Genomic DNA, 16,352 nt, shown 5'->3' with positions numbered 1-16,352 from the left:
ACTGCCCTGACTGCGCCGTACCGCGACGCTGCGCGCAATGAGAACTACTGTAGACATCGTCATCTATCCCGGATTCAAGGCCATCGAAGCCGTCGGCGCCATCAATGTCTTCGACTATGCCAACACCCGCCTGCAGCAGCTCGGCTGCGAGCCGAAATATGCGCTGCGCATCGTCGCGCCGCAGGCCGGCGCGATCCGCTCCGATACGTTGGTTGCCCTCGATGCCACGCACGCGCTCGCCGGCCTGACGCCCGCCGACGTGGTGGTGGTGGTCGGCGCGCGGGACATCCTCAATGTCCTGGCGGCGTGCGACGACATCGTCGACTGGTGCCGCACGCGGGCCAACCGGATCCAGACCATCGTCGGCCTGTGCTCGGGCAGCTTCTTCCTCGCCGAGGCGGGCCTGCTCAGCGGCCGGCGCGCGGCCACGCACTGGAGCGTGGCGGAACTCATGCGGCAGCGGTATCCCGGGATCGAGGTGGATGCCGATGCCATCTTCGTGCGCGACGCGCATATCTGGACGTCGGCCGGCGTGACCGCCGTGTTCGACCTGGTGCTCGCCATGGTGGAGGAGGACCTGGGGCGCGACATCGCGCTGTCGGTGGCGCGGGATCTTGTTGTGTACCTGAAGCGGCCGGGCGGGCAGTCGCAGTTCAGCGAACACCTGCTCAGCCAGATGACTGTGCATCCGAGGGTGCGCGATATCCAGGACCATATTCATCGCACGCCAAAGGCTGACCTCTCGGTCAAGGCGCTGGCAGCGCGCTTTGCGATGAGCGAGCGCAATTTTTCCCGGGTGTTCCAGAAGGAGACCGGGCACACACCGTCGGCCTACGTCGAGCAGACCCGGCTTGACGCGGCGCGGCGGCTGCTCGAAAGCGGCGAGCAACCGCTGAAGTGGATCGCGGTAGAGTGCGGGTTTGGATCGGAGGCGCGGCTCCGGCAGGCGTTCCAGCGCCGCCTCAACGTGACCCCCGGCGCCTATCGCGAGCGCTTCGCCAGCACCGGTGTCGACCAGGCCGCCGGAGTCGCCTGACCAGGCTCAGTACAGCACCACCGAGCGGATCGACTCGCCGCGCTTCATCAGGTCGAAGCCTTCGTTGATGCGCTCCAGCGGCAGCGTGTGCGTGATCAGGTCGTCGATATTGAGCTTGCCTTCCATGTACCAGTCGACGATCTTGGGCACGTCGGTGCGGCCGCGTGCGCCGCCGAAGGCCGAGCCCTTCCACTCGCGCCCGGTCACCAGCTGGAACGGACGCGTCGAGATCTCGGCGCCGGCCTCGGCCACGCCGATGATGATCGACTTGCCCCAGCCCTTGTGGCAGCACTCCAGCGCCTGGCGCATGACCTGCGTATTGCCGATGCATTCGAACGAGTAGTCCGCGCCACCATCCGTCAGCTGGATGATGTGGTCGACCACGTTTTCGACCTGCTTCGGGTTGATGAAATGCGTCATGCCGAACTTGCGCGCCATGGCTTCGCGCGCCGGGTTCAGGTCCACGCCGATGATCTTGTCGGCACCGACCATCTTCGCCGCCTGGATCACGTTCAGGCCGATGCCACCGAGGCCGAACACCACCACGTTGGCGCCGGCTTCGACCTTGGCGGTGAACAGCACCGCGCCCACGCCGGTGGTCACGCCGCAGCCGATGTAGCAGACCTTGTCGAACGGCGCATCGGGACGGATCTTGGCGAGCGCGATCTCCGGCACCACGATGTGGTTGGCGAAGGTCGAGGTGCCCATGTAGTGGAAGATCGGCTTGCCGTCGAGCGAGAAGCGCGAGGTGCCGTCCGGCATCAGGCCCTTGCCCTGCGTGGCGCGGATCGCCTGGCACAGGTTGGTCTTGCGCGACAGGCAGAACTTGCACTGGCGGCATTCCGGCGTGTACAGCGGAATCACGTGGTCGCCGGGCTTGAGCGAGGTCACGCCGGGGCCGACGTCGGTGACGATGCCGGCGCCTTCATGGCCCAGGATCGCCGGGAAAATGCCTTCGGGATCGGCGCCCGACAGTGTGTAGTAATCGGTATGGCAGATGCCGGTGGCCTTCACTTCCACCAGCACTTCACCGGCGCGCGGGCCGTCCAGGTCCACGTCTTCGATCGTTAGCGGCTTTCCCGCACCCCAGGCAACTGCTGCGCGTGTTTTCATTGGTCGGTTCTGTCGGTTGGTTCGTGGCGCCAGACTATAGGGGGATGGGCGATGGTGATGGGCCGGGCGCCATGCATTTGTCCGAAAACGGATCTAAGTTGGCCGATGGCCGCAATCAAAACTGGCTTGCGCTTGCGCTTGCGCTTTCGGCTTCGCCCTCACTTCCGCCTTCACCGAGCGCGCAAAGCGCGTCGCCATCAGCTTCGGCCAGCGTGGATTCGGCGGTAGCCGCCCCCTTGTCGCGGTAGGTCGCGGGCGGCACGCCGTATTGCTTGCGGAATTCGCGGCCGAGATGCGAGGCATCGGCAAAGCCACAGCTCAGCGCGATGTCAGCGACGCCACGGTCCGAGCTGGTCAGGAGCCACGCAGCCGTGCGCAGCCGCACGTGCTTGGCGAATGCCTGCGGGCTCTTGCCGGTCTCGGCCTTGAACAGGCGCTCCAGCTGCCGTGCCGACAGGTCGAGCTTGCATGCGAGCGCCTCGAGCGGCAGTGCGCGCCCGACGTGCTGCTCCATCAGCAGGATCGCGCGCTTGACCTTTGGGTGCGTCGCCGGTTCCAGGCCCGGCGGATGCGGCTGCGGCGCATTGCCTTTCTGCATCTCGCCGACCAGCAGGATCCGCAGCGCCTTCTGCACGGTGGCATGGTCGAAGTGGCGCAGCAGGATCGCGGCGGCGACGTCGATCGACGCGCGCCCGCCCGAGCACGTGATGCGCCGGCGGTCGATCACGAACAGCCGGTCGGCGACCAGCAGGTCCGGATCGACCGACGGGAAGCGCTCGATGAAGTCCCAGTAGTGGAACCAGCTGACGCACGCCCGGTGGCCATCGAGCACGCCGGCGCGCATCAGGGAAAAGACTCCGGTGCAGATGCCGACGATGGTGGCGCCGCCGCCCGCCGCGCGGCGGATGAAGTCGAGCGTCTCGGGGCCGGCCTGCGGCCCGGAATGGAGCAGTCCGCCGACGACCACCACGTAGTCGAACGGCTCTGCCTGGTCAAAGGTCTCCCAGGGCGCGACCTGGATCCCACAGCTCGCGCGCACCGGCGCGAGGGTGTTGCTGACCACGCTCCACACGCAGCGCACCGGCTTGCTGTAGTCGCCATCGTCCGCCGACAGCCGCAGCATGTCGACGAAGCCAGAAAACGCGGTCAACGTGAAGTTCGGCAGCAGCACAATGCCGAAGCGGATACGCCGTGGCGCCGGCTCGGCAACAGGGGAAACGGGAACGTCTGGTGTCATGGCGGCATCCATCTTGACAGGCTCGCATGGGCGGGCGCATCCGGGTTACCCCGAAGTCGACTGGCAGGGGAGGGCGCCTTCGGCTCGGTGAATCTGGTGATGCGCACTGCATCCATTCAGCCTCCCGCCGCTCCGCTCGCCCCCGTTTTGCGCCCGCTCGCACGACGCATTCCGTCGCTGCCAGATTCGCCGATCCACCCGTCGCGGACTTGCGCAATTCCGACGCGAATCATCGCCAAAGCGAAATCCGGGTCCGGACGGGCGGTGGCTGGCGCCGGCATCCCACGCCGATGCCGGTTTTGTTCTATCTGCAAATCCGGCGCTCTGATGTACTGGCTTCCAACGACAGCAACCCAGCACGAGCAGAGAGGCAGTCAGATGAATGTCAGCGTTTTCGACCTGTTCAAGATCGGCATCGGACCATCGAGTTCGCATACGGTCGGCCCGATGATCGCCGCATGCCGCTTCGTATCCCACCTCGAGGATGCGAACCTGCTCGGCTTTGTCCGCCGCGTCCGCGCGGAATTGTATGGCTCGCTCGGCGCGACCGGCAAGGGCCATGGCACCGACAAGGCGGTGTTGCTAGGCCTGGAAGGATGGTTGCCCGACCGGATCGACCCCGACCTGATCGAGCCGCGGCTGGCGATGCTCCGCAAGGACAAGCGCATGCTGCTGCTCGGCAAGCACGGGATCGGCTTCGATGAAAAGGAGCACCTCGGCTTCTACCGCCGCATGATGAGCGGCACGGGCAGCGTCGTGCACCCCAACGGCATGCGCTTCCAGGCGTTCGACGAGCAGGGGCAGTTGCTGGTCGAGAAGGAGTATTACTCGATCGGCGGCGGCTTCGTCGTCAACCGCGACGGCGACCGCGTGAACGGCGTGCGCGCGGCGGCGGAGGTGCCATACCCGTTCCGCACCGGCGCCGAGCTGATGCAGGCGTGCCGCGACAGCGGGCTGTCGATCGCCGAGCTGATCTTTCGCAATGAATGCGCGCTGCGCCCTGCCGAAGACGTGCGCGCCGGGTTGCTGGCGATCTGGCACACCATGGCCGCCTGCGTCGAGCGTGGCTGCAAGGTCGAGGGCGAGCTGCCCGGCCCGATGCGGGTGAAGCGGCGCGCGGCGGAGCTCAATCACCGGCTGCGCACGCGCTCCGAGGAATCGCTGCGCGATCCGCTGTCGATGCTCGACTGGGTCAACCTGTACGCGATGGCGGTCAATGAAGAGAACGCCGCGGGCGGCCGCGTCGTCACCGCGCCGACCAACGGCGCAGCCGGTGTGATCCCGGCGGTGCTCCACTACTACGTGAAGTTCGTGCCCGGTTCGAACGACGATGGCATCGTCGACTTCCTGCTGACGGCCGCCGCGATCGGCATGATCTACAAGGAAACCGCGTCGATCTCGGGCGCCGAGGTCGGCTGCCAGGGAGAGGTCGGCGTGGCGTGCTCGATGGCCGCGGCCGCGCTTGCCGCGGTGATGGGCGGCACGCCCGACCAGGTCGAGAACGCCGCCGAGATCGGCATGGAGCACAACCTGGGCATGACCTGCGACCCGGTCGGCGGGCTGGTGCAGATTCCCTGCATCGAGCGCAACGCGATGGGAGCGATCAAGGCGCTCAACGCCTCGCGCATGGCCCTCAAGGGCGACGGCCAGCATTACGTGTCGCTCGACTCGGTGATCAAGACCATGCGCGAGACCGGCGCCGACATGAAGACGAAATACAAGGAGACGTCGCGCGGCGGACTGGCCGTGAACGTCATTGAATGCTAAGGGGGTGCAGGGAATGAGCCGCTATTCGATTTTCAGTCTGTTCCGCAACGGGCTGTCGTACCACGAGAACTGGGAGAAGCAGTGGAGAAGTCCCGAGCCCAGGCGCGAGTATGACGTGGTGATCGTCGGCGGCGGCGGGCACGGGCTCGCGACCGCATACTACCTCGCCAAGGAGCACGGGATCACCAACGTCGCCGTGCTTGAGAAAGGGTGGATCGGCGGCGGCAACACCGCGCGCAACACCACGATCGTGCGCTCCAACTACTTGTGGGACGAGTCCGCGGCGCTCTACGAAAAAGCGATGAAGCTGTGGGAGGGCCTGTCGCAGGACCTGAACTACAACGTCATGTTCAGCCAGCGCGGCGTGATGAACCTGGCGCACACGCTGCAGGACGTGCGCGACACCGAGCGGCGCGTAAACGCGAACCGCCTGAACGGCGTCGACGCCGAGTTCCTGACCCCCGCGCAGGTCAAGGAGATCGAGCCCACCATCAACCTGAACAGTCGCTACCCCGTGCTGGGCGCTTCGATCCAGCGGCGCGCGGGCGTGGCCCGGCACGATGCCGTGGCCTGGGGCTTCGCTCGCGGCGCGGACCGCGCCGGTGTAGACATCATCCAGAACTGCCAGGTTACCGGCATCCGCCGCGACGGCGGCGCAGTGGTCGGCGTCGAGACGGTGAAGGGTTTTATCAAGGCGAAGAAGGTGGCTGTCGTCGCTGCGGGCAACACCACCACGCTGGCCGACATGGCGGGCATCCGGCTGCCGCTGGAAAGCCACCCGCTGCAGGCGCTTGTCTCGGAGCCGATCAAGCCGGTGGTCAATTCGGTGATCATGTCCAACGCGGTGCACGCCTATATCAGCCAGTCCGACAAGGGCGACCTCGTGATCGGCGCGGGCATCGACCAGTACACCGGCTTTGGCCAGCGCGGCAGCTTCCAGGTCATCGAAGGCACGCTGCAGGCCATCGTCGAGATGTTCCCGGTGTTCTCGCGGGTGCGAATGAACCGGCAGTGGGGCGGCATCGTCGATACCTCGCCAGACGCGTGCCCGATCATCAGCAAGACCGACGTGAAGGGCCTCTATTTCAACTGCGGCTGGGGCACGGGCGGGTTCAAGGCGACGCCCGGCTCGGGCTGGGCGTACGCGCACACCATCGCGCGCGACCAGCCGCATGCGCTGAACGCACCCTTCTCGCTGGACCGCTTCTATACCGGCCACCTGATCGACGAGCACGGCGCCGCCGCCGTTGCGCACTGAACGCAAGCAGGAGATAGACATGTTGCTGATCCAATGTCCATGGTGCGGCCCGCGCGCCGAATCCGAATTCTCGTGCGGCGGCGAAGCCGACATCGCGCGCCCGCTCGAAACCGACAAGCTGTCCGACCGCGAATGGGGCGACTACCTGTTCATGCGCACCAACACCCGTGGCACGCACCGCGAACAGTGGATCCATGCGCAGGGCTGCCGCCGCTGGTTCAAGGTCGAGCGCGATACCGTCTCCTATGACATCAAGGGCTACGAGACCTTCGGCCAGCCCGCTGCCAACGCACAGCAAGGAAGGGGCAAGCAATGAGCCAGAAAGATCGTCTCGGCACGGGCGGCCGCATCAATCGCGGCAAGCCGCTGACCTTTACCTTCAACGGGCGCGTATACCAGGGTTTCCAGGGCGACACGCTGGCGTCGGCGCTGCTCGCCAATGGCGTGCGCTTCGTCGCGCGCAGCTTCAAGTACCACCGGCCGCGCGGCATCATGACCGCCGACGTGGCGGAGCCGAATGCCGTGGTGCAGCTGGAGGGCGGCGCCTACACGGTACCGAATGCGCGAGCAACGGAAATCGAGCTGTATCAGGGGCTGGTCGCGGCGAGCGTAAACGCCGAGCCGGATCTCGAACGCGACCGCATGGCGGTCAACCAGAAGTTCGCGCGCTTCATGCCCGCCGGCTTCTACTACAAGACTTTCATGTGGCCGCGCAAGATGTGGCCCAGGTATGAGGAGAAGATCCGCGAGGCGGCCGGCCTGGGCAAGGCTCCCACGACGCTGGACGCCGACCGCTACGACAAATGCTACGCGCACTGCGACGTGCTCGTGGTCGGCGGCGGGCCGACCGGCCTCGCCGCCGCGCATGCCGCGGCGGTGACCGGCGCGCGCGTGATCCTGGTCGACGACCAGTGCGAGCTCGGCGGGAGCCTGCTGTCCGGGCGCGCCGACATCAATGGCAAGCCCGCGCTGCAGTGGGTCGCCGAGATAGAGGGCAAGCTGCGCAAGCTGCCGGACGTGACGATCCTGTCGCGCAGCAATGCCTTCGGCTACCAGGACCATAACCTGGTTACCGTCACGCAGCGCCTGACCGATCACCTGTCGGTATCGATGCGCCACGGCTCGCGCGAGCTGCTGTGGAAGATCCGCGCCAGGCGCGTGATCCTCGCGACCGGTGCCCATGAGCGTCCGATCGTCTTCGGCAACAACGACCTGCCGGGGGTGATGATGGCATCGGCGGTGTCGACCTACATCCACCGCTACAGCGTGCTGCCGGGTCGCGAGGCGGTGGTGTTCACCAACAACGACCGCGGCTACCAGGCGGCGCTTGATCTGAAGGCGTGCGGCGCGAAGGTGACGGTCGTCGACCCGCGGGCCACGACCAGCGGCGCGCTGCCCGCGGCGGCGAAGCGGCAGGGCCTGAACGTGATGAATGGCGCGGTCGTGGTGGCTGCCGCCGGCAAGACGCACGTGACCTCGGTCGGCGTCGCCTCCTATGCCAACGGCAAGGTCGGCGGCAAGGTGTCGAGGATCGCCTGCGACCTCGTCGCGATGTCGGGCGGCCTGAGCCCGGTGCTGCACCTGTTCGCGCAATCGGGCGGCAAGGCGCAGTGGAGCGACGAGAAGACCTGCTTCGTGCCGGGCAAGTCGATGCAGGCCGAGACCAGCATCGGCGCGGCCGCGGGCGAATTCAACCTCGCGCTGGCACTGCCGCTGGCGCTGGAAGCGGGCACCGAGGCGGCGAAGGCCGCCGGCTTCAACAGCGCGAAGCGGCCGGCCGCGCCCAAGGTCAGCGCCGTCGCCGAGGGCGCGCTGTTGCCGCTGTGGCTGGTCGGAAGCCGCGAGGCAGCCGCGCGCGGCCCCAAGCAGTTCGTCGATTTCCAGAATGACGTCGCGGCCTCGGACATCCTGCTGGCGGCGCGCGAAGGCTTCGAGTCGGTCGAGCACGTGAAGCGTTACACCGCGATGGGCTTCGGCACCGACCAGGGCAAGCTCGGCAATATCAACGGCATGGCGATCCTCGCCCAGGCGCTGGGCAAGTCGATTCCCGAGACCGGCACCACCACGTTCCGGCCCAACTACACGCCGGTCACGTTCGGCACCTTCGCCGGACGCGAGGTCGGCGACTTCCTCGATCCCGTGCGCAAGACCTGCGTGCACGAATGGCACGTCGCGAACGGCGCGCTGTTCGAGGACGTCGGCAACTGGAAGCGCCCCTGGTATTTCCCGAAGCGGGGCGAAGACCTGCACGCCGCGGTGAAGCGCGAATGCCTGGCGGTGCGCAACAGCGTTGGCATCCTCGACGCGTCGACGCTGGGCAAGATCGACATTCAGGGCCCGGACGCGGTCACGCTGCTGAACTGGATGTACACCAACCCCTGGGGCAAGCTCGAAGTCGGCAAGTGCCGCTATGGGCTGATGCTAGACGAGAACGGCATGGTGTTCGACGACGGCGTGACGGTCCGGCTCGGCGAGCAGCATTTTATGATGACCACCACCACCGGCGGCGCCGCGCGCGTGCTGACGTGGCTTGAGCGCTGGCTGCAGACCGAGTGGCCCGACATGAAAGTCCGCCTGTCCTCGGTGACCGACCACTGGGCGACGTTCGCCGTGGTCGGGCCGAAGAGCCGCAAGGTGCTGCAGAAGGTCTGCGCCGACATTGACTTTGCCAACGCGGCGTTCCCGTTCATGAGCTACCGCAATGGGACCGTGGCCGGCGCCAGGGCGCGCGTGATGCGCATCAGCTTCTCGGGCGAACTGGCATACGAGGTCAACGTGCCTGCAAACGCCGGCCGCGCGGTGTGGGAAGCGTTGATGGCCGCCGGCGCCGAGTTCGACATCACGCCGTATGGCACCGAGACCATGCACGTGCTGCGTGCCGAGAAAGGCTACATCATCGTCGGCCAGGACACCGACGGCTCGATCACGCCGCACGACCTTGGCATGGGCGGGCTGGTGGCGAAATCGAAGGACTTCCTCGGCAAGCGCTCGCTGACGCGTTCGGACACGGTGAAGGAGGGCCGCAAGCAGTTCGTCGGCCTGCTGACCGACGACGCACAGTTCGTGCTGCCCGAGGGGGCCCAGATCATCGCGCCGGGCACGCGGGTGTCGACGACCGAGCCGACGCCGATGATCGGCCACGTGACATCGAGCTATTACAGCCCGATCCTGCAGCGCTCGATTGCGCTCGCCGTGGTGAAGGGCGGGCTGGGCAAGATGGGCGAGAGCGTCGCGATCCCGCTGGCCGATGGTCGCCGCGTGAGCGCGAAGATTTCCAGCCCGGTTTTCTACGATACCGAAGGAGTGCGCCAGAATGTGGAATGAACAAGGTCTTGCCTCGGCATTGGCCGACGCGCCGTTGCCAAACGCGCGCACGCGTGACGTGCGCCTGGAGTCGCCGCTGGTCGGCGCGGCCAGTCTGCTGGAGAGTCCGCACCTGCGCGGGTCGATGTACTTCACGGTGCGCGAGCGGCAGTTCCTCGATCTGGTCATCGTGCGGGGCGAGCTGGCCGACCCTGCGTTCGTCGATGGGTTCGAGGGTGTGGTGGGCTGCTGTCCGCCGGCTGCGCCGAACACGTGTGCGCGCAGCGCCGCGTACGACGTGCTTTGGCTGGGCCCGGACGAATGGCTGGTGCGCTCGAACGGGCCGGTGCCAGCCGGCGTGCTGGAGGAAAAGCTGGCGCCGGCCATCGCCGGCTCGTATTCGGCCGCTGTTGACGTCGGCAGCGGCTACACCGTGGTAGAAATCAGCGGGGATCGTGTGCGCGATGTGCTGGCCCGGGGTTGCCCTCTCGACCTGCATCCGCGCGTGTTCCGGACCGGGCAATGCGCCCAGAGCCACTACTTCAAGGCGCCGGTCATACTCCTGCCGACCGGCGACGACCGCTTCGAAATCGTGGTGCGACGCAGCTTCGCGGATTACTTCTGCCGCATTCTGCTCGACGCGGCGACGCCGCTGCTGTCATGAAGCCGGTCGAGAAGGCGTTTGCCGAGCCGCTGGCGGGGCTTGAGCTGAATCGACTCGATGGGGGGCTCGAGGCACCGCTGCTGCCGGGGCGGGGCTGGAGCGTGTTTGTCGATGCGTTGACGGTGCCGGTGCGCATCGGCATCCATCCGCACGAACACGACGCCCCCCAGCCAATCGTGATCGACGCGCGCCTGGGCTACCGGCGCGAGCCGAGCGAAGCCACCGAGTGGATCGACTACGAAGGCTATTGCACGCGCGTCGCCGCCTATCTGGCACGCAAACCGCACACGCGCCTTCTCGAGACGCTGGTGGCCGACATCGCGGAGCTGTCGTTCCGCGAATGGCCGGCGCTCGACACCCTGACGCTCGCCGTGCACAAGCCGAAGATACGCCCCGGCACACAGCGTGTCGGCGTCGAGCTGGAATGGACGCGCGCCGACTTCTTGCGCCGCGCCCGAAAGCCTGCCTGACCGTTCCTCGGGGAGATGTCGGCGCCGGTCAAGCGCGCGTCGGGTTTAGCATGCAACCGGTGGGGCCCTGGCGACTACTCTCGTATCCGCGAGCTATCAATACGAGGAGGAAACCCAATGAAAAAAACCACGCTAGGCGCCACCATTTCCCTGTTGTTTTCCACGTCCGCCTTCGCCCAGGGCAGCGTGACGCTGTACGGCATCATCGACGAGGGCATCAACTACACCAACAACGTCGGCGGTGACCGGCTGGTCGAGATGCAGAGCGGCTTCGCGCAAGGGAGCCGCTGGGGCCTGAAGGGCTCGGAAGACCTGGGAGGGGGCGTCAAGGCGCTGTTCCAGCTCGAGAACGGCTTCAACGCCAGCACCGGCAGGGCGGCGCAGGGCGGCGTGCTGTTCGGCCGGCAGGCCTATGTCGGGCTGGCCGACGACCGGCTCGGGACCATCACGCTCGGGCGCCAGTACGATTCCGTGATCGACTACCTGGCGCAGACAACCGTGGTCGGCAACTGGGGCGGCTATATGTTCGGCCATCCTTACGACAATGACAACATGGTCTACTCGTTCCGTGTCAACAATACGGTCAAGTACACCAGCCCCGCGCTTGGCGGGTTCCAGTTCGGGGGCACGTACAGCTTCAGCAACGACACCAACTTTGCCAACAACCGCCAGTACGGCGCGGGAATGCAGTACGCGAACGGCGGCTGGCTGCTGGCGGCGGCTTACCTGCAGGCCGACAACCCGTCGGCGACGGCCAACGGCGCCATCAGCAGCGGCGGCGACCAGAACTTCCTTGCCAGGCGCCTGCGCATCTTCGGCGCCGGCATCAACTACACGTTCGGCGCGGCGACCGCCGGCTTCGCGTACTCCAACACCAACCTGACGCAGCCGCTGTCGACTTCCTACATTTCCGGCTCGATCCTGCCGGCAACCGGCACGCTGGACGCGCTCAAGTTCCAGAACTTCGAGCTCAACTTCAAGTACCAGTTTACGCCGGCGTTCTATGCCGGCGCGGTCTACACGCTGACTACGGAGAAGTTCCAGGCGTCGTCGGGCGAGGCCAAGCCGAAAGTCCACAGCATCGGCCTGATGGCGGACTACAACTTCTCGAAGCGGACCGACGTCTATCTGCAGGGCGTCTACCAGCGCGTGAGCGGCGACAAGACCGGCACGGCACTGGATCGCGCCTACATCCCCGGCGCGGCCGACTCGTCGTCGACGTCGAGCCAGGTCCTGGTGCGCGCGGCAATTCGCCACAAGTTCTGAGTTCGGCGGCAACGAAGTCGGGCCAGTTCAAGCGCGCGTCGGATTTTGCACAAAGTACAGCGGCTCTGCGCACTACTCTCGAACACGCCTGCCGCGAGTGCGGCAGGCTCTAGCGAAGACAAGGAGACAAGGCGATGAGCAACAACCGGGGTGTCGTATATCTTGGGCCGGGCAAGGTCGAGGTGCAGAACATCGACTATCCGAAAATGGTCGATCCAACCGGACGCGCGATCGGGCACGGCGTGATTCTCAAGGTCGTGAGCACAAATATCTGCGGCTCGGACCAGCATATGGTGCGCGGGCGCACGACCGCAGAGGTGGGCCTCGTACTCGGCCACGAGATCACCGGCGAGGTGATCGAGATTGGCCGCGACGTCGAGACGCTGAAGATCGGCGACCTGGTTTCCGTGCCGTTCAACGTGGCCTGCGGGCGCTGCGCGATGTGCAAGGAGCAACACACCGGCGTCTGCCTGAGCGTTAATCCGTCGCGTGCCGGCGGTGCGTACGGCTACGTCGACATGGGCGGCTGGATCGGCGGGCAGGCCGAGTACGTCATGGTGCCGTACGCCGACTTCAACCTGCTGAAGTTCCCCGACCGGGACCAGGCGCTGGCAAAGATCCGCGACCTCACCTGCCTGTCGGATATCCTGCCCACCGGCTACCATGGCGCCGTGACCGCCGGCGTGAAGCCCGGCTCGACCGTCTACATTGCCGGCGCGGGCCCGGTCGGCATGGCGGCCGCGGCTTCGGCGCGCCTGCTCGGCGCGGCCTGCACCATCGTCGGCGACATGAATCCGGCGCGCCTTGCCCACGCCAAGGCAATGGGATTCGAGGTCGTCGACCTGTCGCGGGATGCGACGCTCGGTGAACAGATCGCCGCCATTCTCGGCACGCCCGAGATTGATTGCGCGGTCGACTGCGTCGGCTTCGAGGCGCACGGACATGGCGCTTCGGGCCACGTGGAGGAGGCGCCCGCGACGGTACTGAACTCGCTGATGGAGATCACGCGCCCCGCAGGTGCGATCGGGATCCCGGGCCTTTACGTGACCGATGATCCGGGTGCGAAGGATGCCGCGGCGCAACGCGGCAGCCTGAGCATCCGCTTCGGCCTCGGCTGGGCCAAGTCGCATTCCTTCCACACCGGCCAGACGCCGGTGCTGAAGTACAACCGCAACCTGATGCAGGCCATCCTGCACAATCGCCTGCCCATCGCGGAAATCGTCAATGTGTCGGTGATCTCACTGGACCAGGCGCCGGAAGGCTACCAGCAGTTCGATGGCGGCGCGCCGCGAAAATTCGTGATCGATCCGCATGGGATGCTGGCGGCGGCCTGATCCGTCGCGCGGAGCGTTAAAAAGGGCGGCGCAGGCAGGCCGCCCGATTTTATTGGCGCGGCGCGGGCGGGACGATCCCAGCTTCTCTTACCATTTCACGCATGCAGCGCCGGTGCATACTTTTGCGCCTTCCCATGCACCGGCGGCTTCGCCAGCGGCGCCGTCTGCGCCCTCCGCTCGCGTGTCGGCGCCACCCCGAACGCCTCGCGATAACTCTTGCTGAAGTGGCACGCTGACTGGAAACCACAGGCCATTGTGATATGCATGATCGACATGTCGGTCTGCAGCAGAAGCTCGCGCGCACGCCGCAGGCGCAGCGTGAGGTAATAGTGCGTCGGCGTCATCCCGAGGTGGTCGCGGAACAGCCGCTGCAGCTGCCGCTGCGACATCATGGCCAGCCGCGCGAGCTCCTCGCGCGATAGCGGCTCCTCGATGTTGTTCTCCATCAGCGAGATCACCTCGAACAGGGACTTGTTCGCCGACCCCAGCCTTGCGACCAGCGGCATCTTCTGCTGCGCGCTGGTGTCGCGCACATGTTCGACGATGAACTGCTCGGCGATCTGCGTGACCCGGCCCGTGCCGACTCGGCTGGCGATCAGGAACAGCATCATGTCGAGGGGCGCGACGCCGCCAGTGCAGGTCACGCGGTCGCGGTCGATCACGAACAGTTCCTTCAGGAAGCGGGTATCGGGGAACTCCTCCTTCAGCGCCGACATGTTTTCCCAGTGGATGGCGCAGGCATAGCCGCCCAGCAGCCCGGACTTGGCCAGCGCGTACGTGCCGGTGCACAGGCTGCCCAGCATTAGCCCTTCACGCGCCGCGCGGCGCAGGGTTGAAAGGTGGTCGGCGCCGGTCGAGCGCTGTACGTCGATCCCGCCACAGACGAACAGGATGTCCGGCCTCCCGATGCTCTCCGCCGGACGGGTGTCGATCGTCAGGTCGTTGCTCGCCGTCACCGGCCCGCCTTCCGGGCTGATGACGGACCAGCGGTACAGCTCCTGGCCGCTCAGGTAGTTCGCCATGCGCAGCACTTCGATGGCGTTGCTGAACGCGATCATCGAAAAGTTGGGTAGCGGCATGAATGCGAAGTGAGACAGCGACGCGGTTCGGTCGGTGGACATGGGGGCGTTCCTTGGCTTTTTGCGGGCATTCTGGCCTTGGGGAATGGCGCGATGCCGTCTATGGCTATTGATAATGCGAGCGCAACAAACGTGCCATACGGCGAAACCCTACCAATGGGGGGCGGCAACGGCCGCAAGCACCGGTAATGCACCGGATGCGTGACACGCACCGTGCGCCGCGCGAGTGCGGTGCGCCAGTGCGGTGCAGCACTCGGTGAGAGGCGCTGACGCCGGAGACCAACGAGTCTTTCGCCGCGCTGCCGGCCGTATCCGTCACGCGGCATGCGTGCGTTGCGTGCCCCACTTGTTCAAATCGGACGCGAATGGCGGAAATGGAAAAGAACGCGTCTGAATTCACCAACCGGTCAAAAACCCAAACGACAAGAATAGATCCGTCGGCAACGCTGCGCCGACCAGGCCGCAAAGCCAAAGCGCCCCGGCGCAGCGGGTCTCACGCCCCGTCAGGCAGCCATCTCAATCAGTCACGGATCATCTATGTCGAACACCCAGACTTTCTTCTCGCAGTCCCTGGCCGAGCGCGACGCACGGGTGCGCGGTGCACTCCTCAAGGAACTCGAGCGGCAGCAGTCGCAAGTCGAACTGATCGCTTCGGAAAATATCGTGTCGCGCGCGGTGCTCGAGGCGCAAGGCTCGGTGCTGACCAACAAGTACGCGGAAGGATACCCGGGCAAGCGCTACTACGGCGGCTGCGAATTCGCGGACGAAGTCGAGGCGCTCGCCATCGATCGCGTGAAGCAGCTCTTCAACGCCGGCTTCGCCAACGTGCAGCCGCATTCCGGCGCGCAGGCCAACGGCGCGGTGATGCTGGCGCTGGCCAAGCCGGGCGACACCGTGCTCGGCATGTCGCTCGATGCCGGCGGCCACCTGACCCATGGTGCGAAGCCCGCGCTGTCCGGCAAGTGGTTCAACGCCGTGCAGTACGGCGTGAACCGCGACACCATGCTGATCGACTACGACCAGGTCGAAGCGCTCGCCCGTGAGCACAAACCGAGCCTGATCATCGCCGGCTTCTCGGCCTACCCGCGCAAGCTGGATTTTGCCCGTTTCCGCGCGATCGCCGACAGCGTCGGCGCCAAGTTGATGGTCGACATGGCGCACATCGCCGGCGTGATCGCGGCGGGCCGCCATCCGAACCCCGTAGAGCACGCCCACGTCGTCACCTCGACCACGCACAAGACCCTGCGCGGCCCCCGCGGCGGCTTCGTGCTGACCAACGACGAGGAGATCGCCAAGAAGATCAACTCGGCCGTGTTCCCCGGCCTGCAGGGCGGCCCCCTGATGCATGTGATCGCGGGCAAGGCGGTCGCGTTTGGCGAGGCGCTGCAGCCGGAGTTCAAGACCTATATCGACCATGTGCTGGCGAACGCGCAGGCGCTCGGCGAAGTCCTGAAGGAAGGCGGCGTCGACCTGGTGACGGGCGGCACCGACAACCACCTGTTGCTGGTCGACCTGCGCCCCAAGGGGCTCAAGGGCACGCAGGTCGAGCAGGCGCTCGAGCGCGCCGGCATCACCTGCAACAAGAACGGCATTCCCTTCGACACCGAGAAGCCGACGATCACGTCGGGTATCCGGCTCGGCGCTCCTGCTGCCACCACACGCGGCTTCGGTGTCCCGGAGTTCCGCGAGATCGGCCGGCTGATCCTGGAGGTGTTCGAAGCGCTGCACGCGAACCCGGAAGGGGACCCGGCCACGGAGCAGCGTGTGCGGCGCGAGATCTTCGCGCTGTGCGACCGCTTCCCGATCTACTGAGCACGGACAAGAA

At 66.3% G+C, this 16,352-nt stretch carries 13 protein-coding genes; 10 read left to right on the top strand and 3 right to left on the bottom strand.

The window, feature by feature from the left end; all coding sequences use genetic code 11:
- The first annotated feature begins 37 nt into the window (after positions 1–37).
- Positions 38–1,036, top strand: coding sequence for a GlxA family transcriptional regulator (locus tag E1J61_RS02160; protein ID WP_133092540.1), 999 nt, complete (start codon positions 38–40; stop codon positions 1,034–1,036).
- A gap of 6 nt (positions 1,037–1,042) precedes the next feature.
- Here the strand turns inward: E1J61_RS02160 and E1J61_RS02155 are convergent, their stop codons facing one another.
- Positions 1,043–2,149 (bottom strand): S-(hydroxymethyl)glutathione dehydrogenase/class III alcohol dehydrogenase, encoded by a 1,107-nt coding sequence (locus E1J61_RS02155; RefSeq protein WP_133092539.1) that lies wholly within the window; start codon positions 2,147–2,149, stop codon positions 1,043–1,045.
- Between the two features lie 115 nt (positions 2,150–2,264).
- Positions 2,265–3,386 carry a GlxA family transcriptional regulator gene (locus E1J61_RS02150; protein ID WP_243736726.1) on the bottom strand — a complete coding sequence of 374 codons (1,122 nt, stop codon included), beginning with the start codon at positions 3,384–3,386 and terminating at the stop codon, positions 2,265–2,267.
- Positions 3,387–3,764: 378 nt separating this feature from the next.
- On the opposite strand from E1J61_RS02150, the gene E1J61_RS02145 reads away from it, so the two are divergent.
- From E1J61_RS02145 to fdhA, 8 genes are all read left to right on the top strand, one after another.
- The gene (locus tag E1J61_RS02145) at positions 3,765–5,153 is read left to right on the top strand and encodes an L-serine ammonia-lyase (RefSeq protein WP_133092538.1); all 1,389 of its coding nucleotides are present in this window, start codon (positions 3,765–3,767) and stop codon (positions 5,151–5,153) included.
- Between the two features lie 13 nt (positions 5,154–5,166).
- Positions 5,167–6,411 carry a sarcosine oxidase subunit beta family protein gene (locus E1J61_RS02140; RefSeq protein ID WP_116321524.1) on the top strand — a complete coding sequence of 415 codons (1,245 nt, stop codon included), beginning with the start codon at positions 5,167–5,169 and terminating at the stop codon, positions 6,409–6,411.
- 19 nt (positions 6,412–6,430) lie between these two features.
- Positions 6,431–6,727, top strand: coding sequence for a sarcosine oxidase subunit delta (locus tag E1J61_RS02135; RefSeq protein WP_133092537.1), 297 nt, complete (start codon positions 6,431–6,433; stop codon positions 6,725–6,727).
- Entirely contained in the window at positions 6,724–9,735 is a 3,012-nt protein-coding gene (locus E1J61_RS02130; protein WP_133092536.1) for a sarcosine oxidase subunit alpha family protein, read from the top strand. The genes E1J61_RS02135 and E1J61_RS02130 overlap by 4 nt, the downstream gene beginning before the upstream one ends.
- Positions 9,725–10,378: a sarcosine oxidase subunit gamma gene (locus E1J61_RS02125; protein WP_243736725.1), complete on the top strand. Its 654-nt coding sequence runs from the start codon at positions 9,725–9,727 to the stop codon at positions 10,376–10,378. The genes E1J61_RS02130 and E1J61_RS02125 overlap by 11 nt, the downstream gene beginning before the upstream one ends.
- Entirely contained in the window at positions 10,375–10,848 is a 474-nt protein-coding gene (locus E1J61_RS02120) for a dihydroneopterin aldolase (protein WP_133092535.1), read from the top strand. Before E1J61_RS02125 ends, E1J61_RS02120 begins: the two co-directional genes overlap by 4 nt.
- Positions 10,849–10,965: 117 nt before the next feature.
- Entirely contained in the window at positions 10,966–12,114 is a 1,149-nt protein-coding gene (locus E1J61_RS02115) for a porin (RefSeq protein ID WP_133092534.1), read from the top strand.
- A 134-nt stretch (positions 12,115–12,248) separates the two neighbouring features.
- Positions 12,249–13,448, top strand: a complete 1,200-nt coding sequence (gene fdhA, locus E1J61_RS02110) for a formaldehyde dehydrogenase, glutathione-independent (RefSeq protein WP_133092533.1) — start codon at positions 12,249–12,251, stop codon at positions 13,446–13,448.
- A gap of 95 nt (positions 13,449–13,543) precedes the next feature.
- Here the strand turns inward: fdhA and E1J61_RS02105 are convergent, their stop codons facing one another.
- Positions 13,544–14,569: a GlxA family transcriptional regulator gene (locus E1J61_RS02105; RefSeq protein ID WP_133092532.1), complete on the bottom strand. Its 1,026-nt coding sequence runs from the start codon at positions 14,567–14,569 to the stop codon at positions 13,544–13,546.
- Between the two features lie 495 nt (positions 14,570–15,064).
- Between E1J61_RS02105 and E1J61_RS02100 the strand changes: the two genes are divergently transcribed.
- The gene (locus E1J61_RS02100; RefSeq protein ID WP_133092531.1) at positions 15,065–16,339 is read left to right on the top strand and encodes a serine hydroxymethyltransferase; all 1,275 of its coding nucleotides are present in this window, start codon (positions 15,065–15,067) and stop codon (positions 16,337–16,339) included.
- Positions 16,340–16,352: the final 13 nt, after the last annotated feature.

The sequence above is a fragment of the Cupriavidus sp. L7L genome (assembly GCF_004353535.1).
Classification (GTDB): Bacteria; Pseudomonadota; Gammaproteobacteria; order Burkholderiales; family Burkholderiaceae; genus Cupriavidus; species Cupriavidus oxalaticus_A.
The sequence above is the reverse complement of the archived record's forward strand: the minus strand, read 5'-3'. Positions and strand labels throughout refer to the sequence as shown.

Coding starts and splice junctions, on each gene's coding strand:
- E1J61_RS02105 (WP_133092532.1), bottom strand. CDS start 14,569: ATGTCCACCGACCGAACCGCGTCGCTGTCTCACTTCGCATTCATGCCG.
- E1J61_RS02130 (WP_133092536.1), top strand. CDS start 6,724: ATGAGCCAGAAAGATCGTCTCGGCACGGGCGGCCGCATCAATCGCGGC.
- E1J61_RS02140 (WP_116321524.1), top strand. CDS start 5,167: ATGAGCCGCTATTCGATTTTCAGTCTGTTCCGCAACGGGCTGTCGTAC.
- E1J61_RS02100 (WP_133092531.1), top strand. CDS start 15,065: ATGTCGAACACCCAGACTTTCTTCTCGCAGTCCCTGGCCGAGCGCGAC.
- E1J61_RS02115 (WP_133092534.1), top strand. CDS start 10,966: ATGAAAAAAACCACGCTAGGCGCCACCATTTCCCTGTTGTTTTCCACG.
- E1J61_RS02135 (WP_133092537.1), top strand. CDS start 6,431: ATGTTGCTGATCCAATGTCCATGGTGCGGCCCGCGCGCCGAATCCGAA.
- E1J61_RS02120 (WP_133092535.1), top strand. CDS start 10,375: ATGAAGCCGGTCGAGAAGGCGTTTGCCGAGCCGCTGGCGGGGCTTGAG.
- E1J61_RS02150 (WP_243736726.1), bottom strand. CDS start 3,386: ATGACACCAGACGTTCCCGTTTCCCCTGTTGCCGAGCCGGCGCCACGG.
- E1J61_RS02125 (WP_243736725.1), top strand. CDS start 9,725: ATGTGGAATGAACAAGGTCTTGCCTCGGCATTGGCCGACGCGCCGTTG.
- fdhA (WP_133092533.1), top strand. CDS start 12,249: ATGAGCAACAACCGGGGTGTCGTATATCTTGGGCCGGGCAAGGTCGAG.
- E1J61_RS02155 (WP_133092539.1), bottom strand. CDS start 2,149: ATGAAAACACGCGCAGCAGTTGCCTGGGGTGCGGGAAAGCCGCTAACG.
- E1J61_RS02160 (WP_133092540.1), top strand. CDS start 38: ATGAGAACTACTGTAGACATCGTCATCTATCCCGGATTCAAGGCCATC.
- E1J61_RS02145 (WP_133092538.1), top strand. CDS start 3,765: ATGAATGTCAGCGTTTTCGACCTGTTCAAGATCGGCATCGGACCATCG.